24 protein-coding genes, 1 tRNA gene and 2 pseudogenes are annotated in these 25,412 nt (G+C 67.3%); 18 read left to right on the plus strand and 9 right to left on the minus strand.

Going from position 1 to position 25,412, the window contains the following annotated elements; all coding sequences use genetic code 11:
* Window positions 1-66 precede the first annotated feature (66 nt).
* The gene (locus tag ABT061_RS39160; protein ID WP_350927829.1) at window positions 67-318 is read right to left on the minus strand and encodes a hypothetical protein; all 252 of its coding nucleotides are present in this window, start codon (window positions 316-318) and stop codon (window positions 67-69) included.
* Between ABT061_RS39160 and ABT061_RS39165 the strand changes: the two genes are divergently transcribed.
* The 5 genes from ABT061_RS39165 to ABT061_RS39185 all read left to right on the plus strand — a co-directional run bounded on the left by ABT061_RS39165 (window position 280) and on the right by ABT061_RS39185 (window position 3,523).
* Window positions 280-441, plus strand: a complete 162-nt coding sequence (locus ABT061_RS39165; RefSeq protein WP_350927825.1) for an HAD hydrolase-like protein — start codon at window positions 280-282, stop codon at window positions 439-441. The two genes, ABT061_RS39160 and ABT061_RS39165, sit on opposite strands and share 39 nt — an antisense overlap.
* Before the next feature lie 315 nt (window positions 442-756).
* Complete coding sequence (locus ABT061_RS39170; protein WP_350927724.1) at window positions 757-1,911, plus strand: hypothetical protein; 1,155 nt, start codon at window positions 757-759, stop codon at window positions 1,909-1,911.
* 47 nt (window positions 1,912-1,958) lie between these two features.
* Window positions 1,959-2,423 carry a hypothetical protein gene (locus ABT061_RS39175; protein WP_350927726.1) on the plus strand — a complete coding sequence of 155 codons (465 nt, stop codon included), beginning with the start codon at window positions 1,959-1,961 and terminating at the stop codon, window positions 2,421-2,423.
* Between the two features lie 138 nt (window positions 2,424-2,561).
* Window positions 2,562-2,627 (plus strand) — tRNA-Phe (locus ABT061_RS39180).
* Between the two features lie 101 nt (window positions 2,628-2,728).
* Window positions 2,729-3,523 carry a barstar family protein gene (locus ABT061_RS39185; protein WP_350927728.1) on the plus strand — a complete coding sequence of 265 codons (795 nt, stop codon included), beginning with the start codon at window positions 2,729-2,731 and terminating at the stop codon, window positions 3,521-3,523.
* Window positions 3,524-3,631: 108 nt separating this feature from the next.
* Here the strand turns inward: ABT061_RS39185 and ABT061_RS39190 are convergent.
* Together ABT061_RS39190 and ABT061_RS39195 are read right to left on the minus strand one after the other, a co-directional pair.
* A pseudogene (locus ABT061_RS39190) lies at window positions 3,632-3,880 on the minus strand (tyrosine-type recombinase/integrase); the annotation flags it as partial.
* Between the two features lie 152 nt (window positions 3,881-4,032).
* Window positions 4,033-4,959, minus strand: a complete 927-nt coding sequence (locus ABT061_RS39195; RefSeq protein ID WP_350927730.1) for a hypothetical protein — start codon at window positions 4,957-4,959, stop codon at window positions 4,033-4,035.
* A 195-nt stretch (window positions 4,960-5,154) separates the two neighbouring features.
* Between ABT061_RS39195 and ABT061_RS39200 the strand changes: the two genes are divergently transcribed.
* Window positions 5,155-6,057: a hypothetical protein gene (locus tag ABT061_RS39200; protein WP_350927732.1), complete on the plus strand. Its 903-nt coding sequence runs from the start codon at window positions 5,155-5,157 to the stop codon at window positions 6,055-6,057.
* 155 nt (window positions 6,058-6,212) lie between these two features.
* Here ABT061_RS39200 and ABT061_RS39205 read toward each other — a convergent pair whose 3' ends face one another.
* Both ABT061_RS39205 and ABT061_RS39210 read right to left on the minus strand, forming a co-directional pair.
* Entirely contained in the window at window positions 6,213-6,950 is a 738-nt protein-coding gene (locus tag ABT061_RS39205; protein WP_350927734.1) for an HAD family hydrolase, read from the minus strand.
* Between the two features lie 580 nt (window positions 6,951-7,530).
* Complete coding sequence (locus ABT061_RS39210) at window positions 7,531-8,388, minus strand: LysR family transcriptional regulator (protein WP_350927736.1); 858 nt, start codon at window positions 8,386-8,388, stop codon at window positions 7,531-7,533.
* Between the two features lie 70 nt (window positions 8,389-8,458).
* Between ABT061_RS39210 and ABT061_RS39215 the strand changes: the two genes are divergently transcribed.
* Together ABT061_RS39215 and ABT061_RS39220 are read left to right on the plus strand one after the other, a co-directional pair.
* Window positions 8,459-9,214, plus strand: a complete 756-nt coding sequence (locus ABT061_RS39215) for an SDR family NAD(P)-dependent oxidoreductase (RefSeq protein WP_350927738.1) — start codon at window positions 8,459-8,461, stop codon at window positions 9,212-9,214.
* A gap of 100 nt (window positions 9,215-9,314) precedes the next feature.
* Window positions 9,315-9,689 (plus strand): nitroreductase/quinone reductase family protein, encoded by a 375-nt coding sequence (locus ABT061_RS39220; protein ID WP_350927740.1) that lies wholly within the window; start codon window positions 9,315-9,317, stop codon window positions 9,687-9,689.
* 433 nt (window positions 9,690-10,122) lie between these two features.
* Here ABT061_RS39220 and ABT061_RS39225 read toward each other — a convergent pair whose 3' ends face one another.
* Complete coding sequence (locus ABT061_RS39225; RefSeq protein ID WP_350927742.1) at window positions 10,123-11,025, minus strand: LysR family transcriptional regulator; 903 nt, start codon at window positions 11,023-11,025, stop codon at window positions 10,123-10,125.
* A 91-nt stretch (window positions 11,026-11,116) separates the two neighbouring features.
* Between ABT061_RS39225 and ABT061_RS39230 the strand changes: the two genes are divergently transcribed.
* The gene (locus tag ABT061_RS39230; RefSeq protein ID WP_350927744.1) at window positions 11,117-12,319 is read left to right on the plus strand and encodes an MFS transporter; all 1,203 of its coding nucleotides are present in this window, start codon (window positions 11,117-11,119) and stop codon (window positions 12,317-12,319) included.
* Here ABT061_RS39230 and ABT061_RS39235 read toward each other — a convergent pair.
* Window positions 12,267-12,458 (minus strand): annotated as a pseudogene (locus tag ABT061_RS39235) (bifunctional DNA-formamidopyrimidine glycosylase/DNA-(apurinic or apyrimidinic site) lyase); the annotation flags it as partial. The gene ABT061_RS39230 and the pseudogene ABT061_RS39235 sit on opposite strands and share 53 nt — an antisense overlap.
* A gap of 71 nt (window positions 12,459-12,529) precedes the next feature.
* Between ABT061_RS39235 and ABT061_RS39240 the strand changes: the two are divergent.
* The 4 genes from ABT061_RS39240 (at window position 12,530) to ABT061_RS39255 (ending at window position 16,016) form a co-directional block, all read left to right on the plus strand.
* Window positions 12,530-13,054 carry a hypothetical protein gene (locus tag ABT061_RS39240; RefSeq protein ID WP_350927746.1) on the plus strand — a complete coding sequence of 175 codons (525 nt, stop codon included), beginning with the start codon at window positions 12,530-12,532 and terminating at the stop codon, window positions 13,052-13,054.
* 723 nt (window positions 13,055-13,777) lie between these two features.
* Window positions 13,778-14,239: a hypothetical protein gene (locus tag ABT061_RS39245; RefSeq protein ID WP_350927749.1), complete on the plus strand. Its 462-nt coding sequence runs from the start codon at window positions 13,778-13,780 to the stop codon at window positions 14,237-14,239.
* Between the two features lie 245 nt (window positions 14,240-14,484).
* Entirely contained in the window at window positions 14,485-15,051 is a 567-nt protein-coding gene (lepB, locus tag ABT061_RS39250) for a signal peptidase I (RefSeq protein WP_350927751.1), read from the plus strand.
* Window positions 15,052-15,194: 143 nt separating this feature from the next.
* Window positions 15,195-16,016, plus strand: a complete 822-nt coding sequence (locus tag ABT061_RS39255) for a permease-like cell division protein FtsX (RefSeq protein ID WP_350927753.1) — start codon at window positions 15,195-15,197, stop codon at window positions 16,014-16,016.
* 190 nt (window positions 16,017-16,206) lie between these two features.
* Here the strand turns inward: ABT061_RS39255 and ABT061_RS39260 are convergent, their stop codons facing one another.
* Entirely contained in the window at window positions 16,207-16,560 is a 354-nt protein-coding gene (locus tag ABT061_RS39260) for a winged helix-turn-helix domain-containing protein (RefSeq protein WP_350927755.1), read from the minus strand.
* A gap of 32 nt (window positions 16,561-16,592) precedes the next feature.
* Between ABT061_RS39260 and ABT061_RS39265 the strand changes: the two genes are divergently transcribed.
* From ABT061_RS39265 to ABT061_RS39275, 3 genes are all read left to right on the plus strand, one after another.
* A complete protein-coding gene (locus ABT061_RS39265; protein ID WP_350927757.1) occupies window positions 16,593-19,178 on the plus strand; it encodes an ATP-binding protein in 2,586 nt (861 codons plus the stop codon).
* Window positions 19,179-19,252: 74 nt separating this feature from the next.
* Window positions 19,253-19,825, plus strand: a complete 573-nt coding sequence (locus tag ABT061_RS39270) for a carboxymuconolactone decarboxylase family protein (protein WP_350927759.1) — start codon at window positions 19,253-19,255, stop codon at window positions 19,823-19,825.
* 182 nt (window positions 19,826-20,007) lie between these two features.
* The gene (locus ABT061_RS39275) at window positions 20,008-20,373 is read left to right on the plus strand and encodes a DsrE family protein (protein WP_350927761.1); all 366 of its coding nucleotides are present in this window, start codon (window positions 20,008-20,010) and stop codon (window positions 20,371-20,373) included.
* Window positions 20,374-20,653: 280 nt separating this feature from the next.
* On the opposite strand, the gene ABT061_RS39280 is transcribed toward ABT061_RS39275, so the two are convergent.
* Window positions 20,654-22,960 carry an ATP-binding protein gene (locus ABT061_RS39280; protein ID WP_350927763.1) on the minus strand — a complete coding sequence of 769 codons (2,307 nt, stop codon included), beginning with the start codon at window positions 22,958-22,960 and terminating at the stop codon, window positions 20,654-20,656.
* A gap of 701 nt (window positions 22,961-23,661) precedes the next feature.
* Here ABT061_RS39280 and ABT061_RS39285 point away from each other — a divergent pair.
* Together ABT061_RS39285 and ABT061_RS39290 are read left to right on the plus strand one after the other, a co-directional pair.
* Window positions 23,662-24,792: a NucA/NucB deoxyribonuclease domain-containing protein gene (locus tag ABT061_RS39285; protein ID WP_350927765.1), complete on the plus strand. Its 1,131-nt coding sequence runs from the start codon at window positions 23,662-23,664 to the stop codon at window positions 24,790-24,792.
* 64 nt (window positions 24,793-24,856) lie between these two features.
* On the plus strand, window positions 24,857-25,354 hold the full coding sequence (locus ABT061_RS39290) for a hypothetical protein (protein WP_350927767.1): 498 nt from the start codon (window positions 24,857-24,859) through the stop codon (window positions 25,352-25,354).
* Window positions 25,355-25,412 lie beyond the last annotated feature (58 nt).

Consider the following 25,412-nt stretch of genomic DNA (forward strand, 5'->3'; position numbering starts at 1 on the left):
CTTCGATCTGGCAGAGCCGGTCGACGAGCTATGGAGCCGCTACCGTCGGCGTATGCCGCACCTCGTTCACTGCCGACCCGAGGTGATGAACGGCCTGTCCCAGCTACGCGCGTCGGGCTGGAAGGTCGGGATTATCACCACGGGACGGCGGACAACCAGCTCGGCAAGATCCAGCGCACGGGACTGGCCGAGGCCGTGGACGCCTACGCGCTCTCGGGACTCGAAGGCATTCGCAAGCCCGACACCGGTCTGTTCGAGATCGCCGCTCAGCGGTGTGGCATGGCTCTTGCCGACGGGGGATGGATGGTCGGTGACCACCTGGTCGCCGACATCGGCGGGGGACGGGCTGCCGGCCTCCGTACGGCCTGGGTCGACCGGGGACGTGGCCCGGCCAGGAACGCGAGGCGGACCATGTCGTCACGGACGTGCTGCAGGCTATGAAGATCCTGCACGGCAAGCGCTGACCGAAAAGCCGCATCGTAGCTCGGTGGGAAACCGGCTCTGATCCTTCTCCGATGTGTGGTGCGGTGCCCGACCCGGCCGTCGTGTCTGTGCTGCGTGCCGGGGCATCGTAGGGTGTCGCTCCCAGCGCGAAAGGATCATCGTGCCGCAGTTCCCCCGGTTATCACGGTCAGCGCTGTCGGTATGGGTCGACTATCTGATCGTGGTTGCGGTCTTGGGAACCACATGTCGGAGGCCTCAAGTACGGTGCCGTTGACGACGGCCCGCCCAGACCGCCAAGACCTGGAGAATGACGTGCACTTTTTCGATATCGCGGTTCCGGAGACGGATGACTGGGAAGCATGGCTCGCCTACGCGGACCTGCTGATCGGGGCGGGCGACCTGCGGGGCGAGGCAATCCGGCTGGAGCATCGCTGTGAGAGCGGGGACGGGGACCAGGCCCAACTGGCCGCAGTCTATGAGGAAGTGGAACGGCGACTGGGACTGGATGGGCTGCGAGAGGACGGCTCCTGGCAGTTCACCTGGTCCCGCGGCTTCATCGACGAGGCGTGTTTCCGCCTGGCCAAGGACACCCGGCCGCAGCGCCAAGAGCTGGTGGAGCGGCTCCTGACGGACCACCCGCGCACCACCCAGATCGACCCGACCGACGCCGAACGGTGGGAAGGTGCACTGATCGACGCGCTGCTCTCCCACCCCACCAGCTACCGACTGCGCGCACTCGAACTACATCTCACCGACTACCACCACTCCGCCGAGCGCTCCGCGATCTCGCTTGCCGGCCGGCAGCGCCCCCGGCTGGAGCGCATGTACTTCGGCTACGGCTTCAAGTACCTGTTTGAGCCCAGCGAGGGATCAACAGGTAATCGGATCGATCCTTTGGATTACCACAAGCAAGGGCTTGTTCAGACCGACATATGGGACTCGCTGCCCGCCTTGCGTACATTGGAACTCGAAGGGGCATTCCTGTTCCACTCCGTGAACCACAACGGTCTGACCCACCTGCGGGTCCGGGGCTCCGTCATCTCCGACGGCTCAATTTTCAGCCTCGGATGGACTTCCGGCCTGGTGTCATTGGAAGTTGAAATCGGCAGTGACATTTTTGGCTGCCCCTGCTCGCTTGATCAACTCGACGAGCTTGACGCCTTTCGGTTCCCCAATCTTAAAGAACTGGACCTCAGCCAGGCTGATTTCAACGCCACCTCATATGAGCTATTTTCAGCCCTTGCAGATTCCTCAGTCCTTCCTCAGCTTGAACAGCTGTCCATCGGGAACCTGACGATCGATCAGGCGGACTGTGAGGGTGATCCGCTGGCCACGCTGGCTGAACTGGCGCCCCGATTCGCACACCTTGATCTGCACGTGGACGACGTCATCGACATCGAAGGCGCCGATGAGGAGGAAGTCGATCGAGTCCTCTCCCGATTCGGTCTGAGCCAAGCGCTCCGGTGAACTCCGGCATGTAACGTGCGGGGTGGGACGAGGGGTTAGGGGTTCTCATGAAGCGCTCGACGATCGCGGTGCTCGTGGCCGCTGCTGTGTGGGGCGGTGCTCTGCTCGTTCCCGTCGCTCTCTTCGTGCTGAACTACGGTTGCGATGCCGACGATGACCAGCTCGTCGACTCTCTCGGCATCCTCGATGTTCGTCCGGCAAGCGCGACACCGCAGGAGGGACGCGACAGCTCTTGCGAGAAGGACGATCGGATCACGACCGTCCGGCAGACCTACCGCCCCTCGGGCCCGCGAGCCGACGTGCTGCCCTTCTACCGAGACATCGCGCTCAAGAACGGGTGGACACCCCCTCCGGAGGATGACGGTGAAGGGGTGTACTGCTTCACCAGGTCCGTCGAAGGAAGGAAGGTCGAGCTCTTTGTGCAGTTTGTGGATGCGACGGGAGAGGAGTACGGCGATGACTACGAAGTACTCGTGAGCACTTCCGCAGCCGGCCTGAGCTGGTGGTGTTGACACCGCGGAGTCTCTGAATGCTTCGAGCCTCCAGCGCCGGCTACGGGAGGTGGGGCTGACGACAACGGTGACGACAACATCGGCCACCGCGAGCACACGTCGGCAGCCGTCCACAGCCTTCTGACCTCGTGTCCGTCGAGCGGAGCAGGGTGATCGCTCCGCCTGAAAAGTGGAAGGTCGGCGGTTCGACCCCGCCCCTGACCACAACAACTGGGCAGCACAAACGCCCCGAGCGAATACCGTTCGGGGCTTTTTTGATCTTCAGTGACAGCAATGTCATCCGATTACCGGTGAGCGTGAGACACGTGGATGATGTCCAGCCGAAATTCCTCCTGATTGACGCAGACGAGCAAATCTGTGGCTCCTGCCTTGATGCCGAAGGCGTCTTCGTCGAGGCGCCGGAGGACGACGAACATGTGACCGTCGAAATCCTGGGCTGCCTTCCCTCCCAGCGGATGCGTGACTACCTCAGCGGATCCAAGCGCTACCGCCAGAGGAACCCGCTGGGGCTGGAGGCGCTCCGGATGCTCGATATGGCAGGGAGTCCGCTCGCGGAGTTCTGGATGGGCGAGATCATCGACTGGCGGCCCTCACCACTCGGTCGTGAACGGGTGGACCTGGTCGCCCACTGTGGGGATGACGTCCCCTCTTCTCGTACGCGGCATGTCTGGGAGCGTTGGCGTACGGCCAGGCCCGACCGGATCAACCAGTGGGCCGGCTACGTGGGGACAGACAGAGAAGAGTGGCTGACCATCGTCTTCCACAACAGCCGCTGGCGGACAGGACACCCTGATCGCCCATCGGGACGCACCTGTGATCTCGACGGAACGCACGTCACCGACAAGGCGAGCTTCTACCTGGCGATCGGGGAAGCGGTCAACGGGCCGGGTGGTTACTTCGGTTGGAATCTCGACGCGCTGAGCGATTGTCTGTGTGGGCATTTCGGAGCAGAGGTGCCTTTCACGCTGGTCTGGCACCGTTCGCATATCGCTCGGGAATCTGTCGCCTTCTCATTCGAGGGAGCGGGTGCCAACTCGACCTACTTCGATGTCATCCGCACCGTCTTCGAGGAGAAGGGGGTAGATGTCGTGCTGAGGTGATCCTCTGCCGCCCGGATGTTCACCACCCTGCGGGCCGATCCGGGATTGCCGTCTAACGGCGTGATGCCCCGTCCTGATTTGAGGACAGGGCATCAACGGTCGGTTGATTCAACCTAGGGCGTCTCCGAGTTTGCCGAGGGCGTTGCGCTTGTCGTCGAGGGAGACGTGGGCGTAGATGGTCATGGTCACCTCGATGTCGCTGTGACCGACGATGTCGCGGACGACCTGGGGCGGTACGCCGAGGTTGAGCAGCAGGGTCACGCAGGTGTGGCGAAGGTCGTGAAAGCGCATGTCGCCGAGGCCGGCGACCTTGCGGATCGCTCCCCAGCTCCGCCGGAGGTTGTCCGGCTCCATGGCGTATCGGCGAGATCGAAGTAGCCCTGGTGTTCGTCGGCTTGACCCGCGACCACGGCGGCCCGCTCAGCGACAACCTGTGAAGCACCAGGTGAGGGCATCATGACAGTTGCCATGCGTTCAAGATCATCAGGATTCGCCTACATGTTTCATTGTCACGAGGGGGCGAGGCGGAGGATCTGGTCGCGGGCACGGTCGTCCAGGTCGGCCTGGAGCAGGCCGTTGTTGATGGCGGGGACGCAGTTCATCGAGATCGTTACCGCAGCGGCGGGTCCTTGTGGATAGTCGAATATGAGTCGGATGCCGCGTTCGTTGGCGCCTCCGAGTCCTTGGCATGTGTTCTGGCTCGGCACGGCGTCCAGAGAGTTCAGTGTCGCGGCCAGCGCGCGGGCGATGTCCCTGCCATGCCGTTTCCGGTAGGGCGGCCTCACGTACGTGGCGTCCCTGCACACGGTGAGGCGGTCGGGCCGTCCGGGAACCATCAACTCGTCCTGACCCCGGCGGTCGCCGGGGCCTCGGCAGGGGTCTTCCGGCGGTACAAGCTTCCAGATTCCGTCCTTGTAGGCGGTGGTGATGGCGGGCCCGGCGTAGGAGTTGCTGCTGGCCGTGCCGTTGGTGGTCCTCACGCAGTGGTTGACCTCCTCGCCGCTGCCCACCCACATGGCGCGGCCGTCGGGGTAGGCGAACCGGATGAGGTAGTTGGTCATCAGTCCCCCTATCAGCGTGCATGGACGGCCTACGGGGGCGGTGGTCACCGGGAGGTAGGCGAGGTCACGGGCCATCGTCGCCGCCTGATCCGTCAGCGTTCGCGAACCCGCCAGCCGTTCACCACCCGGATACGCGTTGTCCCCGGGGTAGGCGCAGATGAGGGCCTTCACCGGCGATCCGGGGACGAGCGACTCCTCCACACCGTCGATGTCGGCGGCGGCGGGTACCCAGCCGCCAATGTCGTTGCCGCCCCAGCGTTGCGGGCAGGTGGACGGTATGGGCGATGACTCGCCGACCGCTCCCGAGAGCACCACGGCCGCCACGCACACCCCGGCCACCGCGAGGCCGAGACCGATCGAAGTGGAAAGCTTCACAGTTCATAGACGTCGATTCCCGGTCGATCGGTTCGCTTCGCTGGTCCCTGTCCGGGCGCCGGGTGAATGGGATGAGGCGTGGGACTGCCTGTAAAGCATCAACCGAAGTAGAACAGTCAGGGGAACTCTGCAATCCCCGAGCGGGGATCATCGCGACTCACTGCTTCTCGTCTCTGAGGTGACACATTGAAAGAGGTGGCTCTGCAGCAGTACGCCCGGCTGCCGCGTGAGTACCGCGGTCTCAAAGTGCTGGCCGGCACGGTCGACGCGTACGGCCGGACACTGTGGCTGCTGTCCGACAGCCCAGACGCGCTACCGGATGACCTCTCCGGGAACGGAAGGCTCACTGCGCTGCCCCGAAAGCAGCCCTACGATGCGCTGCTTGTCATGGACAAGAACGGCACCGCGAGTGAACTCGTCCTCCATGACGTCCACCTTTTGGTCAGCGAGCTCGACGCCCTGCCCAACGGCCGCTTCCTGCTGACCGGGACCGCGGCTTGGCACCGCCCGCCCGCGTCAGCGGCTGCCAATGCCCAGATCTACGGTCGCGACGGGCGGCCACGCCGTAGCTTCCCGATCGGCCAGGTCGGACACCTCCTTGCCGATCGGCGCCACAATGTATGGACCGGCTACTTCGACCAGGCCATCTACACCGATCCCATCAGCGCGCCCGGCCTTGTCCGCTGGGACACCGGCGGCAACCAGCAGTGGGCGTATCAGCCTCCACCAGGAAAAGAACCCATCGCCGACTGCTACGCGCTCAACGTCACCGATGGCGTCGCATGGGCCTACTACTACCAAGCGTTCTCCCTGCTTGAAATCCATACCGGCGGCCGGCTGACGGTCCGCGACACACCCGTGAAGGGAGCACACGGGCTCGCCGTACATGGCGACCAGGTCACCTTCCTCGCCAGCAGGGGACATCACGACCGCTTACACCGATGTCGCCTGACCGATGACGCCGTCCTCTTGGAGGAGGAGGCGATCCTCACCATGCCGAGTGGCAGGCCACTCGGCCGCTACCGGATCGTCGGCAGGGCACATGCTCTCTACCTGCTCGATCCCTCGTCCCACTCCTGGCATGTGCATCTGACGTGACAGCTACGCATCACCCAAAGCAGGTCGGCCGAAGGGGTGTAAAGCATCAGCCGAAGCCGCACCGTCAAGCATCAACCGAAGTAGGACAGGCGGTCCCGTACAGGTGATTTCATACGGGTAGGTCGCTCCTCATGGTGACGTTGGAGGCGGTCACGCTACATGGGTGATGTGATGCCCTCACTGATGGGGACCGTGGCGAGGGCGTCGGCCAAGTGGGGCAGGGACGAGACGACGACCGAGCCGTTGATGCCGGCCATGTGCTTGCGGCTTTCACGCAAGCCGGCAACGCCGATCGCCTGGGTGCCGATGTCCGCCGCGATCATCATCGCCTGGACGGAGGCGCCGACCACCGTACATTCGGCGGGGTTCATGGCCAGTGCCTTCCTCGCCCGGCGTACGAGGGCGGCTCCCATCGGTCTGCTCGAAGGACGGTGGTGCCGGTACCCGACGACCGGTCCCACCAACTGCCGCAGTTCGTGCCGGTCCAGGTAGGACTCGATGGTGGCGGAGTAGCGGCTGCCCACCACGGCGACGCTTCTGCCGCCGGCCTGGCAGGCCAGCAGAACCTGGCGTACCCCGGGCGCGGGAACGGCCGTCGTGACCGCGGCCGTCTCGGCCGCGCGCAGGATGTCCTCCGCCTCGTCGCCGTGGGCGGCGCTGACCTCATGGGCGTAGGCCACCATCCACAGCGGGTTGGTGGCCATGAGGAAGGCGGCACCGGCCAACAACGTCGAAGGACTTGGGGGTGGGAGGCGCGAGCGGATGTCGTCGGTGATCGCCGACGTATCCATACCGGCGAACAGGTCGCAGATGACGCTGTCGAAAACGAACACCATGGCGCGGGTGCGTTCCAGCACTCGCGCGACATGGGGACGTACTCGCGTGGCAGGCAAGCGGGAACCTCCTGGCCATGATGTCGCAGCCGTCCTGGTGCGGCGCCGTACGAACCGGGTTTTCTTCCTGACGGTGGAAGGTATCAACACGAAGCCGGATGCCTGCCATGCACGTCACGCTTCAGATGGTCGCTACGGCGGCTGTTCCCTGGAGGGAACATGCCACGCGGTGATCACGATCGAGGTGACAGCAACGTCCCCACACACGGACTCACTCCGGCCATCGTTCACCACCCTCTGACCACGGTCTCCGCTACCCGACCGGGGTGATTGGTCCACCTGAGAAGCGGAAGGTCGGCGGTTCGACCCCGTCCCTGACCACCTCAACCGAGCAGCCCGAACGCCCCGAGCAGGCTACGCTCGGGGCGTTCGTGTTTGGCATTGACGACCAACGGACGGCAACGTCAGTTCTTCGTGATGTCAGGCGGGGTGAACTTGAGGTTGGCCAATAGGACCGCCGTCACAGGGCTTGGTCGCACCTTCGGAATCGTGAGCAGTGGGCGCTCTCATGGAGTGCTGGCCTAAGGCGATGCCGCTACGTTGCGAGGGGAGGCTCACATCCGAGGCGGGCGGCGTTCGGTTAGGTTCCGGAGGTTGGCCGGCGTGCCGCGGTGATTGCGGCATGGACGAATGCGGCGAGTTCCGGCGATCGACTGCCCGCTGGCCAGGCGAGCATCAGCGTGATGGTGGGGGCGTCGAGGACCGGTACGCACACCAGACTGCGGGGCAGGTGGTCACGGACGGATTCGGGCAGCAGCGCCACGACGTGGCCCCAGGTGATGAGCTGGGCGAGTTGACCGGTGTCGTGTACCTGCGGGCCGACTGCGTCGGTGGGCTGCGCGCCGCGCCAGACGGGCATCGTCTCACTGGACAGGTCGGCCATGGACAGGTGGTCTCGCCCGGCCAGGCGGTGCTGCCGGGGCAGTACCACGACCGGGTGCTCGACGAGGAGGTCCATGGTGTCGAGCCCGGCGAAGTCTTGCTGCGGGCTGTGCATGAACGCCACGTCGGCGCGGCCGTCGCGTAGCAGGCTCGCCTGTTCTCCGGCGCCGCAGATATGCACATCGACGTGGACGTCAGCGTGTTGGGCGCGATACGTGGCGAGCAGGTCGGGCAGGAGACCGCCATCGCCGGCCGCCTTCATCGCCACGACCAGCCGGGGTTCCGGCTCGCCGGCCCGTCGCGCGGACCGCGCGGCACGCGCCATCGCGGCCAGCGCCGTTCGGCCCTCGCGCAGCAGAGTCTCACCGGCCGGCGTGAGCTGGACCGAGCGGCTGCTGCGTTCCAGCAGCGTGACGCCGAGGCGGCGTTCGATCCGTTGGATCGCGCGAGATAGCGGCGGTTGGGCGATACCGAGGCGCTCGGCCGCCCGGCCGAAGTGAAGCTCTTCGGCCACGGCGATGAAGTAGCGCAGTTCGCGGACCTCCAGTGGATCCATACCGGCAGGGTATCGGTTGGGGCGGAGTTGGTGTTGGCCCGATCGTCGATCGGATTGGTGAGATCGAGCCATGACCGATGAAATCAGCCACCACGGCGAGGTCGCCCTGGTGACAGGGGCGAATAAGGGCATCGGGTTGGAGATCGCCCGGCAGCTCGCGGCGCTCGGGATGACGGTGCTGGTGGGAGCGAGGGATCCGCGCCGACGTGACGAGGCCGTCGCCGCCCTGCGACCGGCCGGCGGCGACGTCTGGCCGGTCGCGCTGGACGTCACCGACGCTCCATCGGTGGGCGCGGCCGCCGTGCACATCGACGACCAGTTCGGCCGCCTCGACGTCCTGATCAACAACGCCGGGATCAGCGGCGGCGCAGATCAGGCCCCCGCCGGCGCTGATGTGGACGCCGTCCGCGCGGTGTTCGACACCAATGTGTTGGGGGTGATCCGGGTAACCGAAGCGATGTTGCCGCTGTTGACCCGCTCACCCGCGGCGCGCATCGTCAACCTCTCCAGCAGCGTCGGATCGCTCGCCCTCATGAGCGACCCGGACGGCCCGCTCGCTCAGGTGCCGGCGTTCCTGGGATACGGGCCGTCGAAGACCACCGTGAACGCGTTGACCGTGCAGTACGCCAAAGCCCTGCGCGACACCAAGATTCTCATCAATGCTGCGGATCCGGGCCGTTGCGACACCGATCTGATAGGGCAAAGCGGTTTCACCTCCGACCGCACCGCTGCGCACGGCGCCGTGATCGCGGTACGGCTTGCCACGCTCGGACCTGACGGACCCACCGGCGGCCTGTTCAACGACCATGGCCAGGTGCCGTGGTGAGCGCTCCAGTGCTGCCGACGTGCCCAGGACCCAGGCTACGACCCCAAGAGGCGATCGCATGACACCGCGCTACCGACGGCCGGACTGGTTTACCGTCCATATGATCAATCCGCTCGTCCGATGGCTGGGGGCGGCCAGCACTCTGCACGTTCCAAGGCGCACCACGGGCGCCCTCCAACGGGTTCCTGTGAACGTCGTCGAACTCGCCGACGCCCGCTACCTGGTATCGGTGCGGGGTCGAACAGAATGGGTGCGCAACCTTCGCGCTGCCGGCCACTGCACCATCAGCCGACGCGGCCACCGAGACCGATACCAGGCCGTGGAACTGGCCGGCGATCGACGCGAAGAGGTCGTCGCCGCCTACCGGTCCCGCTGGGGCACCGGACAGGTGCGCCGCCTCCTCGACCACCTCCCCGACCCCGACGACCACCCCGTCTTCCGCCTGGACCTTCTCGGCCGGGCGACCCGCGGCTGATTGTTGGGGTCGCGCATTGCCAACGCTTATGTGAGAGCCACTCGTCGGTGTGGGTGTAGCCCATGGGCGCGCTTTATTAAGGGAGCGAGGAATGGGCCGGCGGCTCTTGCGATGTCGGAAGGCGCAGGCCGCAGTGCGCTATCTGATGGGCCGAGGGTTCATCGAGATACGCGCCACGACGCACATCGTGCGCAGGGAGTAGCCCGCTCAGCCGCATCGACCGTATAAGAATGATCGCCGACATCTGCCACGACCTTCCGGCCGACTTCAGGCCGGGAAGTGATCGGGAGCGAGAGCGGCGAGCGGTTGAGAGTCCGAGACTCCACCTGCGGGGTCGGATGGTTGGAGCATGGACCGTCATCCTGCCCGTCTCGGGGAGACTCTCTGTGCAGGAGGCCGCAACCCGCCTGACCGGCCCGTGCCGAACGTGACCTCAGCCTTTCAAGGTCGGTACCCCGAGCGCGTGCCCGACGGCCGCCTCGTTGAACGCCCGGATCGCCGCCGTCTCCGCCGCCTTCACCCAAGCCAGGCCGAGGATCGAGGGAGGCAATCCCGTGACGGGGACGAAGCTGACATCCGGGCGCCCGTGGTGAGCCGCCGTGGGGGTGCAGAGCAACATGCCGCCCCGGTTGAGCGCCACCTGGGTCAGTCCCTCCTGGCTGGTGGCCACCGTACCGGCCAGGGGAATGGGACGGCCGGAAGGGGTTGCGGACGGTGCCACACGCTCGCGCCACGTGCGCGGAGCCGGGCCGTCCAGGCCGATCAGGGATACGCCGGCCAACTCCTCCGCGCCGATGCTCGCACGGGCGGCCAACGGGTGGTGCGAGGAGACACCGAGCTGGTATGAGACCCGGTTCAGTCCTTCACCCGTCGCCAGATCGGGCTCGTCCAGCGGGAGCAGCGTGAACGCGATGTCCACCTGCCCGGCCCGCAACTTGCCGAAGGGGTCGGAGAGCGGGATCTCCACCAGCTCCGCCTCGCACCCCGGGTACCAGCGCTCGAAGGCACGCACGCTGCCGGTGACGACATCCGTGGGCGTGGCCAGGAAGCCGATCCTGATCACGCCTGTCACCTCGCGGGCAGCCGCCTTGGCCCGGCTGACCGCGTTCGCGAGGCCGTCGTAGGAGGGGCGCAGGTCGGCCAGGAAGCGTTCGCCCAGGGGCGTGAGGCGCACGCGCCTGCTGGTCCGGTGGAAGAGCCGGCCGCCGAGCCTGGTCTCCAGCGAGCGCATGAGCTGACTCACCCTGCCGGGTGACAGGTAGAGGCGCTCGGCCGTACGCGCGAAGTGCAGCTCTTCGCTGAGCACGACGAAGCACTCCAGCTCCCTGAAGTCCATCCCCACCTCCATCCGATCGCTTAGTCCACCTAAACCAAGCCTTCGACCTTCGCCATTGTTCCCGCTGGTGGCCGGCAGAAAGCTGGCCGGCATGACCATGACTGATGTTTCCGCCGCCCCCCGGGCGCGCTGGCTCGCCGTGTCCTCGGTCGCGGTGGGCACCTTCACCATCGTGACCAGCGAGATGCTGCCCGTTGGCCTACTGACCTCGATCGCCGCCACCCTCGGCGTCTCCGACGGGACGGCCGGGCTGATGATGTCGGCGCCCGGACTGGTCGCCGCCGTCTCCGCGCCCGTGCTGGCGATCACTACCCGACGGCTTGACCGGCGCATCACGCTGCTGGGGCTGATGGCGCTGCTGGCGGTGGCCAACCTGGCGGGCGCGTTCGCGCCGAACTACCCCGTCATGCTGGCCGCCCGGGTGCTGACCGGGGTGAGCATCGGCGGGTTCTGGGCCTTCGCGGCCGGACTCGGCCTGCGGCTGGTGCCCGAAGAGTCCGTCGGGCGGGCCACGTCAATCATCTTGGCCGGGGTGTCGGTGGCGTCGGTACTGGGGGTGCCCGTGGCGACGTTCATCTCGTCGTTCGCGGGGTGGCGGACCGCGTTCATCGCCATGGGGGTGCTGGCCCTGGCCCTACTCGCGCTGCTGGCCACCATCCTGCCGCCCCTGCCCGGCGAACCCCGAGCCCGCGCGTCCGAGCCGTTGCCCCGCGCGGAGGCCCCGGCCCGCGCGTCGGAGGGACGGCTCACGTGGCTCTCCGGCCCGCTCAGGGTCGTCCTCGTCCTGACCGTCCTGATCGTGTCCGGCCACTTCACTGCCTACACCTACGTCCGGCCGTTCCTGGAGCAGGTCTCGCACGCCGGCCCCGCCCTCGTCAGCACCGCCCTCCTCCTGTACGGCGCCGCGGGCGTGGCCGGCAACTTCGTGGCAGGCGCATGGGCGGCCAGGAACCCCAAGCCGGTCCTGGTCACGCTGGCCGTGCTGATGGCACTCTCCATGGCGGCGCTGCCCCTGATCGGCCTACCCCTGATCGTGCTCGTGGTGTGGGGTCTGGGCTACGGCGGCGTGGGGGTGACCCTGCAGCTCTGGATCATGCGGTCGGGCGGCGGCGAAATGGGCACGGCGCTTTTCGTCGGTGCCTTCAACGTCTCCATCGCGCTCGGCTCGTTCGCCGGCGGCCGGATCGTGGACAGCGTGTCGATCTCCGCGGTGATGTGGGTGGGAGCGGTGCTCGCCGTGGTCAGCGCGGCCGTCGCCGGCGGCTCGGGCAGGAGTAGGACGACCGGTTCATGAAAGGATCGCGCCTGATCGGAGTGCCGCAGCGGGAGGAGGGCAGGTCGCGGCGGTCGTACACCTCCAGCGAGCGGTCGAAGTAGCCGCTCTCGCCGTTGACGTTCACGTACTGATCAAGAAATGCGGGCGTGACCTGAGCACGGGTATTCGATAGCTGGGAGGCGATCGAATCTATTGGGCCTGTTGGGGACCGATACTAGGCTCTAGATCATGAAGCGTCTGGTTGTCGCGGTGCTGGTGGTCGGCGGCCTTGCCGGTGCTGTCGCCGCCGTAGGCGTCCTGGGGGTCGGCAGTTTCGTGGTGGATCGCCTGGGCTTGTTGTTGATGCCCCGCTCGCCGTTTCCCCGTTGTACCGACGATGACAAGCGGCTTGCTTCGGCTCTCGTAGTGCTCAGCATCCTCGATGCCCGTCCGGTCGAGGCGAAGCCGGACGGGAAACGTCTCGGGGGGTGCAATGACGATGACCGGCTCGCGTATGCCGAGCAGTCCTACCGGCTTTCGGTATCGCGTGCCGATGTGCCGTCCTTCTACCGCGAGGCTGCGATCAAGGACGGCTGGAAGTCGGCGCCGGTGCCGAAGCAGGAGGAGAGTGCAACGCAGGTCTGCCTCACTAAGGTGATCAACAGCCGGAATGTCTATCTGTCGGTGGGGTACTCCGACAGGCCGGAAGAGAAGGACAGCGATGACTACTTCTTGCAGGTCAGTTCTGGCCCCAGCGGGAGCAACCTGTGCTGATGCCTGGGAGGAGTGTTCGGCCGGTCTCGGTTCTGGAACGTGAGAGCTGACGACAACGGTGACGACAACGTCGGTCACCACAAGCACACGGCGGCAGCCGTACACCACAATCTGACCTCGCGTCGGTTGAACTGAGCGGCGCGGTTGGTCCGCCTGAGACCCGCACCCCCCGGTGTTGCCGCTCCATGAGGGTGTTCCATCGGCCTTGAGGACGGGGTAGTCGATGCGCGTGCTGTCGCACCGGGCGACGAAGGGGAGGTTGCCCCTTCTGGTCGGGGCTCCTTGTTCGGTGGAAACGTGGGCACCCGGTGGGTGGTGTCCAACTCCGCCGTCCCCTGGACCGTGGTCTGGGCGGGGTCCTTGACGGTGATCTTCGGTTCCCAGACGGGTTCATCGGGTAGCGTGATCGACTCGTGCCAAAGGGGGAGGCCCACCTCCACCACGAGTCCGTGGCAGATCAGGACTTCCAGGTCGTGTCAGAAGTGCAGCCGAGGTCGCCAACGACGAGGTTTTGAATCGTGCATTCGGTCGTGGAAAGGCCCGATCAGTTCTTTGACATTCTGCAGTGTCATTCCGCAGCGCAACGGGCCGAGCCGACCGCTGTCAGCGAACCGCACAACCAAATCAAGCACTTGAGTCACCAGGTCAAAGAAGCAGATGTCCCGGGTGCGCAGCCACAGAAAAGCTTGTTCGGTGAGTAAGCAGGGATCTAGGCTCCCGACCATGAAGCGCTCGACGATTGCGGTGCTTGTCGTCTGTGTGGGGGGCGCTGCTGCTTTGGTGGCTCTTGTCGCTTTCCTGATGCGTCCCGATGGGTGTACCGCTGAGGATGACCGGCTCGCCGCTTCCTTGGCCACGCTCAGCATTCTCGATGCTCATCCGGCGACCGCGACGCCCCAGGGGGGACGCAGGTCCGGTTGCTACGGTGATGGCCGGCTGGTGAACGTCTTGCAGTCCTATCGCTCTTCAGGCCCGGTAGCCGATGTGCTGTCCTTCTATCGAGACGCCGCGATCATGGATGGCTGGAAACCCCCTCCGGGGGAGGGGCGTGAAGGGGTGAGCTGCTTCGTCAAGTCCGTTGGTGGTAGGGATGTTGGCTTCTCCGTGTGGGTCGTGAAGGAGGAGGGCGAGGAGTACGACGTAGACGTGACCTCTTCCATGACCGGCGGCGGGGGCTGGTGCTGACGTCGAGAATTCTCGGAACGCTTCAAGTCTCGACCGCCGGCTACGGGATGTAGGGCGGAGAAGTGGAGCTTGGCTGGTTCAACGCTCACCTATGGCCCGTTCCTTTTACCTCTATCAGCGACGGCAGACGGGACGATCTCCGTGTCGCGCTTGTCGTGAACACCTGTGCCGGGCCGTACGAAAAGGGCATCGGGAAGGCCGGCGTCCTGCGATGAGATCGTGATGAGGCGCGAGCGATGAGGGTGATGTCTAGCCCAGATAATGCTGCAATGGTATTTCGCGGGCTATATATCCTGATTGTTTCGCTTGTGGTGGTAGGGGCTTCCGCCTGCTCGGTCATACCTCAGCCGCTGATTTCCAAGATGACCGGAAGAGAGTCCTACCACGAACCGAGCGAAGCGATGATGCCTACGCTCAGGATGGGTGACGTGGTCACCGGCCGGGTGACCGACGGGACGTACGTGCCCAAGGCGGGTGACGTCATCGCCTTTTCGCCCCCGGAGTCGTGGGGCGGTAGCGGTGGCTACATGATCAAGCGAGTCATCGGCGTTCCAGGGAGCACGGTCGGTTGCTGCGACCTGCGGCATCGGATGGTCGTTGACGGCAAGCCGGTGGATGAACCGTATGTGACCAACGAGCGGGCTTCGAATCTGACCTTCGGGCCGATGGTCATCCCGGAGGGACGTATCTGGGTCCAAGGCGACAATCGCGATATCTCTCTTGACTCGCGTGGCCACCAGCGCGCGGGGGCCGACGGCACCGTCCCCGTGTCCAACGTCATCGGAGTCATCGATGTCAGCACCGCGAGGTAGAACCCGCTCATGAAGCGTTCGACGATCGCGGTGCTCATGGCTGCTGGTGTGGACCGGTGCCCTGATTGCTCCTGTCGCTTTCACTGTGCTGACCTAAGAGTTCTACGTGGGATGTATCAGTATTTCCTGACATAGTTGCCCCTGTGTTCCGCGTACTTCTCGCCTTTGCCGCGATGACAGCTCTCCTTTTCGGCGCCTCGGCTGCCGAGGCGGACCGGTTCCCGAAAATCCTCGCGGCCCCGGTCGGCCCTTGGCCGGAAGGCGGACAGTTCTCCGTTCTTCTGTGCGCCAAGAACGACAGTGTGGACGCTTGTGGAGACAAGGAAGCGACTCCGGTGCAGAGACGCGCGATCGAGCAGAGCCTACGGCAGATGCCGCAGATCACGGACCTCCGCTATAAGAGCGGGCAAGAGATGTTGGAGGCTCTTCCCGGTCTGGCGGGAGTCATGGAAGAAAATGATATGCCAGGGAGCTTCTCCGGAAGACTGCATCGGTGGAGTGACGCACCTGCCCTCAATTCGGCGATCAAGGCGCTGCCCGGTATCTTCATCGCCAATATCATACCCACCCTCTTCTGGGAGGGTAAGGCTGATATGACCGTCCTCCTGTGTGACGACAGCAGAAGGCCGGGGTTTTGCGAGGGGCGAGGTAGGGCGACGGCTGGCGAGAGAGAGGCGATCGAGGCTCTTCTGAAGAGGATGAAAGGCGTCAAGCGCATCTATTTCGCGGGTCAGGCGCATAACATGTGGATGTCCAAGCAGTTCGACACCCTGTTGTCGCACGTGATAGACCCTGATCCCCAGGGCAAGGACGACGATACCAAGCCGTTGGATAAGTACTACGAGAACTACTACGTCAAACTTGACGATCCGGCGCTCGTCCCATCGATCGTGGACAAGGTAAACAACCTGCCCGGAGTGGCGGGAGGGGGTACGGTATCTGTTTTTGACGGTTTAGGCATCTGACCCGCCTGGTCGAGAAGTCGGTTCGGGCAGCTTGGGGGAAAGTCACGGTGATCGTCTAGTGTCCTGCGCCAGAAGTTCGCCGGCTAAATCAGTGGCATTGGCTTCGGAATCGCGGAGATGAATGCCGCGGACTCCTCCGATGCAGGTTCAGAGAATCATCTCTTTTCTCCCGCGATCACCGCTGTACTGATCAGTCGGTGGGCGGAACGTCGTCCGGACGCGAGGGTTCTGCCTGCGGGTCGATGTACGTCCCTCTTCCGACCACGGTCCTGATCAGGCCTCGCCCGCGTAGTTTCCGCATCGCGCGCCGCACCGTCAGGTACGCCACCCCGTATTCGGGAGAAAGATCATGCTCTGCCGGGAGTCGCTGACCCGGCCGGAGGTCGCCGGCATCGATCAACGCCTGGATGTGATTGGCCAGCCGGACATACACGTATTCCGGGCTGTCCTCTTCTGGACCGAACGGCGAGACACGCATTGGCGAAACGGGAAATCCCGGCAGGGAGAGTGCCGCGGCGGCTCGCCGGTCCGCACTGACAGGCACTGAGAATCAGAGAACGGTTTAGCATCGGGTGGATGGAGCTGTGGGAGCGTTCCGCGACGCTGGATCTCCTCGGAGATCTTCTGCGTGAGAGCGCCCGCGGCGGTCGCGTGGCGGTGGTGGCCGGCGAGGCGGGCATCGGCAAGTCCGCGCTCGTGACCGAGTTCGCCCGGCGATGTGGGTCGGCGGCATGGGTGCTCTGGGGCGGCTGTGACCGGTTGATCACCCCGCGGGCGCTGGGCCCCCTGCACGACATCGGCCGCCAGACCGGAAACATCCTGGCCGATCGGCTGAACGCCGGCGCTGCGCAGGAGGAGATCTTCGCGGCCTTCCTGGACGAGCTTTCCGGCCCGCCGCAGCGGCCGCGCCCGGTCGTCGTGGTGGAGGACGCACACTGGGCCGATGAGGCCACACTCGACTGGCTGGTCTGGTCGGGCCGAAGGATCGGCCGGATGTCGGCCCTGTTCGTGGTGACCTACCGTGACGACGAGGTGGGCGCCGAGCACCCACTGCGGGGTGCCCTGGCGGCCCTGCCCAGCGCCATCGTGCGACGCGTGTCGCTGCCGCCGCTGTCTCCGGCGTGTGTGACGGAGCAGGCGCACCGGGCCGGGCGGGATCCGGAGCTGGTCTACCGGTTGACCGGCGGCAATCCGTTGCTGGTGACCGAGTTGTTCAAGGCCGACGGCCGGGCGGTGCCGGCCACCGTGCAGGATCTCGTCCTGGACCGGATGCGGACACTATCGCGGCCCGCCCGGGAGCTGGCCCAACTGGTGGCGGTGATCCCGACTCGCGCCGACGCCGCCGTCGTGGCGGGAGCGGCGGACCTGGTCGACCTGTGTGTCGACGCCGGGGTGCTGGTGTCGTCCGGTGACGGCGTGTCGTTCCGTCACGAGTTGCTGCGCGGGGCGGTGGAGGACGCGATGTCGCCCGCGCGACGCGCCGTCCTGCACCGACGGGTGCTGGGCGTGCTGGCGGGGGCCGCCGGGGTCGACCCGGGCCGCCTGGTCCACCATGCGCTGCACGCGGGGGACGAGGCCGCGGTCCTGCGGTACGGGCAGGTGGCGGGGGCCGGCGCGGCCCAGCAGGGCGCGCATCGGGAGGCGACGGCACATTACCGGGTCGCGGCCGTACACGCCGACCTGCTGCCGGCCCCGCAGCGGGCCGAGCTGCTGGAGGCGTACGCGTTCCAGGCGTACCTGGCCGGGCTGGCCGAGGAGGGACTGCGGGCCCGGCGGGCGGCGCTGGCCGTACGGGAGGATCTGCGGCAACCTGAACAGGTCGGGGAGAACCTGCGCTGGATCTCCCGGCTGGCGTGGTGGGCGGGGGACGCGGGGAAGGCCCGGGAGGCGGCCGCCCGAGCGGTGACGGTCCTCGAGGCCGGGCCGCCGGGCCGACAGCTGGCCATGGCCTACAGCAACCGGTCGCAGCTGCACATGCTGGCGGGCGAGCGGGAGATCGCGGTCACGTGGGGGGAGCGGGCGCGGATCCTGGCCGACCGGCTGGGGGATGTGGAGACCTCCGTTCACGCCGCGATCAACGTGAGCAGCGCCCGGCTGATGGACGGTGACGACGGCGCGGCCGCGGCGCTGCGGGAGGCGCACGAGCGGGCCTCATCCCTCGGGCTGGCCGATCACGCCGCCCGGGCGCTGGTCAACCTGGCCACCTCGCTGGTCGAGCTGGCCGAGTACGAAGCCGCCGTCCCGGCGGTCGAGCGGGCGCTGGCCTACGCCACTCGACAGGACCTCGACGGCTACGTCCAGTACCTGCTCGGGGTGCGGGCGGGGGTGCGGCTGGTCCGCTGTGACTGGACCGGCGCGCTGGCCGACGCGGACGCGGCGCTGGAGCGGCCGGTCCGGGCCGGGGTCGCCGTGGTTCCCGCGCTGGTGGCGCGGGGCCGGATCCAGGCGGCTCGCGGCGAGCCCGAGGCGCTGGCCACGCTGGACGAGGCCGCCCGCCAGGCCGAACGCACCGGTGAGGTGCAGCGGGTCTGCCCGGTGACGGCGGCCCGCTCGGAGTTCTTCCTGTGGTGCGGCGATGCCGAGCGTGCCGCAGGGGAGGCTCGGCGCGGCCTGGACCTGGCCATGACGGTGAGCCACCCGGTTTACGTCGGAGAGCTGGCCTACCGGTTATGGCGGGCCGGCGGGACCGGGATCCCGGGCGCGGTGGCGCGGCCGTACCAGCTGATGATCGACGGCGACTGGGCGGGCGCGGCCGCGGAGTGGGCCCGGCACGGTGCCGGATACGCGCGCGTCGAGGCGCTGGCGGGCGGTGACCAGGACGCGGCGGCCGAGGCGTTGCGGGTCCTGGACGAGCTGGGGGCCACGCGGGCGGCGGAGAGGTTACGGGCCGAGCTGAGAAGGCGCGGATTCACCCGGGTGCCGCGCGGTCCCCGCCGGGCGACGGCCGCCAACGCCGCCGGCCTGACGCCGCGCCAGGTGGAGGTGCTGGCACTACTGGCCGAAGGGCTGTCCAACGCCGAGATGGCCGGGCGCCTGTCGTTGTCGGTCAAGACCGTCGACCACCACATCTCCGCGGTGCTGGGCAAGCTCGGGGTGGCCAGCCGGGGCCAGGCGGTCGCTGCGGCGCACCGGCTGAACCTGCTCCGGGATCCCGCAAATTAGGGAGATCTCCCCAATCGCGGACCGTCGCGGAGGTCCTACCGTTCTGCGCGGAGGCGCCGCCGAAGGGGGAGACCATGACCTATCTCAGCACGCCCGCCGAATCACCGCTCTACCAGGCCGAGCGGGCCGCCCTGGGATACGTGCCCAACTACCTCAGGGTGCTGGCGCTGCGGCCTGAGGTCTACGACGCCTGGCGGCAGCTGGGGGAGGCGGTCAAGGCCGGCATGGACCCGCGTCGCTACGAGCTGGTCACCCTGACCGCCGCCCGCCGTCTCGGTTCCACGTACTGCGGTCTCGCTCACGCGGCCGTGCTGCGTGAGCGGTTCTACGACGACGCGGCGCTGCGCGCGATCGTGGCCGACCACCACGACGCGGGGCTGGCTCCGGTGGACGTGGCGGTCATGGACTTCGCCGAACGCGTTGCCGCCGATCCTGTCACGGTGACCGAGGCGGACACCGACATCCTGCGCGGGCACGGGCTGGCCGATGTCGACATCTTCCAGATCGTGCTCGCCGTCTGCCTACGCCGCTTCTTCAGCGGCGTCCTATCCGCGGTCGGTGCCGTCCCGGATCCGGTCTTCGACGGGCTGCACCCCGGCATCCGGGCGGCCCTCGGGACAACCGGCGTCGAGGCCGTCTCCGGCTAGGCCCGTTTTCCGCACCGTTGCAGGTCGGCAGCTATATCTGAGCCAGTGCAGCGGGTAATCACCCCAGCTCGATCGGGGTCACGTGCGGAATGCGAGGCCAAGGGCCGGGTGACGGCGGTTCGCCGGTGCCGCGTCGTTCAGAAAGTCCACGTGCTCCATCGACGAAAGACAAGGAGAGATCCATGGCCGGAAAAGCTGTCGTCAGTTTGACCACCGGGCTTGAGGACCCTGAGCGGGTCACGGTGGCGTTCCTGGTCGCGGTCGGCGCGGCCGAGCAGGGCCGTCCCACGCTCATGTTCCTCACCAAGGAAGCGGCCCGGCTGGCGCTGGACGGCGTCGCCACCGCCGTCGCGTGTGACGGCTGCCCTCCGCTGACCGACCTCGTGGTCCGGTACGCCAAGGCAGGCGGACACTACCTGGTCTGCCCGATCTGCTTCGAGGCCCGTGCGCTCGACAAACAGCGACTCATCGAGGGCGCGGAGCTGGGCGGCACCGTCCCCATGTGGCAGTGGATCGGCGACGAGGGCGCGACCACCTTCAGTTACTGATGTCCCGGTGAACACAGCCATCGAGGTGCCGCGTCGGCGAGCGGGTTGAGCAGGGCGATGTGCACTCGGGTACCCCAGGAACAGGCAGAATCAGATGATCTGATTTTAACGATCTGCTGATCGCCGCGACGGCCGCGACCACCGCGAGAACCGTGATCACGATGAACTCGTCCGCCATGTTCGACGATCTACCCGGTGTGCGGGCACAGGTCGTTCCCCGCTGAGCATTGACGGCAACGTCCGTCACCGCGGCCACACGTGGGGCACCGTCGGCATTCCGTTACTTCCAGGTTGCGGCCCGGGAGCCGGGCGGCTGGAGCTTGCGGCGCAGGTCACCGGCCTGAGGGTGGCCGAGATCGAGGAAGATCTTGTACGCCTCCAGCCAGCGCTCGCGGGCCGTCTGCGAGTCCCCGGTGGCCTCGCTCGCGTCACCGAGGTGCCCGAGCAACTGGGCCCGTAATTCGGGGCTTTCCATCGTGCCGGCCAGCCGGAGGCCACGCCCGTAGTGCCGGATCGCGGTCTCCGGGTCGCCCAGCCGCTGGTAGAGCAGGCCCAGCGTGTCCAGGGTGACCACCTCGTTGGCCTGGTTACCCGCCCGTTGCTGTAGCTCCAGCGCTCGCAGCTGGAACTGCAGCGCCTGTTGGTAGGCGCCGAGCTCGGAGTGGTACCAGCCCACCGCGAGGCTGGCCTTGCCCGCCCAGAGCGGGTCGTCGAACTCGGTGAAGAGCGACAACGCCTGCTCGGCCTGGTCGAGCGCACGCTCGCTGTCGCCTTGCAGCCAGTACACGTAGGACAGCACGAAGCGGTTCTCCGCCTCGCCCGCCCGGTCTCCGGCGGTGAGGCTCAGCTCGAGCGCCTGCCGCATATGGGCGTGCGCGTCGTCGAACCGGTCGAGCCGGCCGTTCACCGCGCTCAGGAAGCGGTGCGCGTGCGCCGCCGCCGGGCGGTCGGTCATGGCGGTCGCCGCGCGCAGTGCCACCGCCCACGCCGCTCCTTCGTCGTGCCATCGCCGCTGGTCGTTCAGGAATGTGTCCAGCGCCCAGCTCAGCTGCCACGCGTGCCGGTGCATGCCCTCCTCCTCGGCCTGCCGCAGCGCGGTCAGCAGCACTGCGTGCTCGGTCTTCAGCCAGGCCAGGGCGGCCGGGAGGTTGAACACGCGTTTCGGCTCGGCCCCGTCCACGGGCGTGCCGAGGGTCATCGGGATGGGCGCGCGCACCGGATTCAGCACCAGCTCCGCGTGGTACGCGGTGTGCGTGTAGTGGTCGAGCAGCCGGGTCAGCGCCGCCTGCCGCACGGCCTCGGACTCCTCGGCCCGGGCGCGCTCGCCGGCGTAGGCGTGCAGCAGGTCGTGCATCCGGTAGCGGCCGGGCGCATGCTCGGTGAGCAGGCTGGCGTGGGTCAGTTCGGCCAGCGTCCGCCGGACATCGGGCAGCGCCCGGCCGGCCAGCGCGGCCGCGGCGGCCACCGAGATGTCGGCACCCGCGGCGAGCCCGAGCAGCCGGAACAGCCGTGCAGCGTCCTGGCTCAGCGCGTCGTAGGACCAGGAGAACACGACGTCGATCTCGAGGGCCGCGAGCCGGCCCCCTGGGTGGCGCAGCTCCGCGGCGATCGCCTCGGGCTGGAAACCGGTCAGCCGCGCCCGCGCACCGACCAGCGCCAACGCCAACGGGAGCCGTCCGCACGCGGCCGCGATCGCGGCCACGGCGTAACCGTCCGCGACCTCAGGCCCCGGGCGCCGACCGGTGTCCGCCGCGGCCCGGGAACGGTGCGGCCCGGTCTCGGCTGCGGGTGATCGGGGGTTCGAGTCGGTCTTCTGCGGGGCACCGATGCCGAGCCGGTGGCTGAGCAGCTCGACCGCCTCCTCGATGTCCGGGATGTCCAGCGTCAGCGCGGCGGCACCGGTCTCGGCGATCAGGGCGGTGAGCTGCCGGCGGCTGGTGACGACCGCGCGGGCGGCCGGGCCGGCCGGCAGCAGCGGCCGGACCTGGTCGGCGTCGCGGGCGTTGTCGAGCACGACCAGCAGGTGGCGGTCGGCGGACCGGCTGCGGTAGAGCGCCACCTGCGCCGCGAAGCCGGGCGGGACGCGGTCGGGCGGCACCCCGAGGGCGTCCAGAAATCCACGGACCACCTCGGCCGGGTCGACCGTGGTGTGCTGGGAAAAGCCGCGCAGGTCCACGTACAGCAGGCCGTCCGGGAAGCTCGGCGCGGCCAGGTGAGACCAGTGCACGGCGAGTGAGGTCTTGCCCACTCCGGCGGGCCCCGAGATGGTGACCACCGCGGCCGTGGCCGCGTCGAGCGCGCGCAGCGCCTCGGCGCGACCGGTGAATCCGTCGACGTCGGCGGGTAACTGCGCGGGCACCGGTGGGTGTCCGGCGTCCGGCTGCGCGGCGAGCTGGAAGGCGGCCCGGTCCGCCGGGGACAGCTTCAGCGTGTCGGCGAGCACCCGGACGGTGCTGGACCGGGGCACCGTGACGCGGCCGGACTCGATCTCGCGGATCTGTCGCTCGCTGATGCCGGACAGGGCGGCCAGCTCCTCCTGCGTGAGCAGTGCCCGAATCCGGAAGTCACGCAGCACGCTGCCGAACATCGATCCCCTTCCCGCCGGTCCACGGTATTTGATCACGTTCGTGGCGTTCGCAGCCTAACCGCCGGTTAACCGCCGGTCGAGCGCCTGCCGCCGGACCGCCGCGGTTGGTTCGCTGGAGGGACCTCACCGGGTCCTACCACTGGAGGAAAGTTGACGTTCCGCACGCGAAGACGGCGCTCGCCGCGGGGGCAGCGCTGACCATCGCATGACGGGCTTGGTCGTCGCGATCGGCATGGCGATCGGCATGGCGGTCGGCCGGCGGCGAGGCGTGCGGGGTGACCGTCCGATACGGCCCCCGGCGCGGCGACGTGGGCTACGGCAGGACGACATGTCACGAGAACGTCGTGATCGACAACCCCAACGAGGCGGCTCCAGGTCCATCGGGCCGGGCGGTCGCCCCTGACAGCCGGGCACTACGGCCAGTACGAGCGCACGGTGAGTTGCTGATCGCAAACGTCCGGTGATCGGCCGGAGCGGGTGGTCCGGCCCGCTCCGGCCGCCGGGTTCCGCGGACGGGTTCGCCAAGCCCGGCCGCCTTGATGTCGCGGAACGGCGCCGGGCTCTCTCCCCGGAGTTCCGACCTTCCGCTGCCTTACTTCCGGACCGGGCCGGGGTTCGTTTCCGCCATCCCTCTCCTTGGCCCTACAGCCTTACGGGAAGCCATGAGCACTATTCGCATGAGAGCAATCACGTTTCTGACGGTGTCGGTTCTGTTGCTGTGCGCGTCGATGACGGTCTCGGCACAGAGTGCCGGCGCGCACGCCACCACCACGGTGACGACGCAGACCGGCTGCGATCACATCCGTGATCGATTCCCGTCACTCGCCCGTCAGGGCAAGAGGAAGGTGCTGTGTGTCGCGCCGGTGGCGCAACGGCCCGGCAGATCGGTCCTGAGTTCGACGAGCGTCGCCGACGACCCACCACCCCTGCCCGGCTGGTGCATCGACCCCCCTGACGATCAGTCGAAGAGCGCGTGGAAGACCAGGCGATTCGCCGCCTGCCTGATCAACTACGCGACCGTCAGCGTCTACGACACCACCACAGGGCTTCTGCTCGGTCGCACCACCGTGAACTACATCCATTTCATCGGCATGTTCTACGACAGCCTGGAACTCACCGATGTCTTCGCGATCGTCCGCTTCTTCTCCGAGGGGGAACTGCTCCCGGATGACGCGATCAGCTTCCGCCTGGTGGCCAGTTGTTCCGTCGGCTGTACGGCGGGCGACTTCGGCCCTGCGATCACGCTGCCCGACAGTTCCACCCAGTCTCTGACCCCGCCCGTACCCCATCTGGTGAACGTGCCCCAAGGCGGTGAACGCACCGTTCACACCACCTATGAGCTGCAGCTGACGCATCCGGGTGGGGACACGGAAGTGATCAACTATTTCCCGCCCACCCAGGGCCCCTACCCCTCACCGGACATTCGCTGCGACAGGATCCTCAGCGGTGCCGGCTGCGTCATACCGAGTTTCGCCCCCACGCTCAACGGACTGGCCGACTATCCGGCGGTCAGCGCTCACATCAGGACGGCGCAGGCCGGTGGACTTCCCGGAGCCCCCGGCACCACGCCCCTTCACCGGCTGGCCGACGCGGCCAAGGCCAAGAAGAACCGGGACCTGGCATGCCCCGACTCGCTGCCCCGTCCCCCAGGGCAGACATGCGACGAATACCCCATGGCACGCACCTGGGAGGGCGCCTGGACGAGCGGCGGCGCCTTCAGCCGGGCCATGGTCCCCGAGGCGGAGAACGAGGGCGCGGGAGGGAAGTTCGGAGCACTCGTCCGCTACCAGCGACTGCTGGACCGGGACGCCTTCTGGGTCGATCCCAACTGAGTCGCCGGGACGTCCCCTTCACGCCCCCCGGCCGGGCCGTAGATCCACCTATGAAAGGACAGCCATGACGAGCACGAACGCGACGACCTCGAAGCGGTTCAGGAGGGCTCTTCTTGCCGTGGTCATCGGAGCGGCGTTCACGGTCGCCGGTCCGATCTCCGCCGCGAGCGCCACCCCATCCGAGTGCGATCAGTCCGGGATTCCCGACTACTACCAGGTGGTCGGCGGTGCCGACGTCTATGTGGCAGGCGGACGCTTCCTTCAACTGTGGAACGGCGGCGCCTTCAACTACAGCTACGCCCGGCTCTCACCTCGCCAATCGGGGGAACAGGTCTGGATCGACCGTAGCCTGCAGGGGATGCCCAGCAGCCTGCCCATGTACCCCACCACCGAGCAGGTGAACGCGAACGGTGGCTGGAAGCAATGCGGTCCGTTCTCCAGTTCCGAAAGCAGCCTTGTCATGAACTGGAACACCAGCCAGCAGCGGCACTACGCGGTCCGGGCATGCGCGCGCATCGCGCTCGGCAGCATATGCGGCAACTGGTACATCGACCGGTCCTGACCGGCCGCCACGGCGCCGGGCCGGTGACTCGCACGTCACCACCGGTCGACCACCCCGC

It is taken from the genome of Streptosporangium sp. NPDC002544 (assembly GCF_040295965.1).
In the GTDB taxonomy this organism is placed as follows: domain Bacteria; phylum Actinomycetota; class Actinomycetes; order Streptosporangiales; family Streptosporangiaceae; genus Streptosporangium.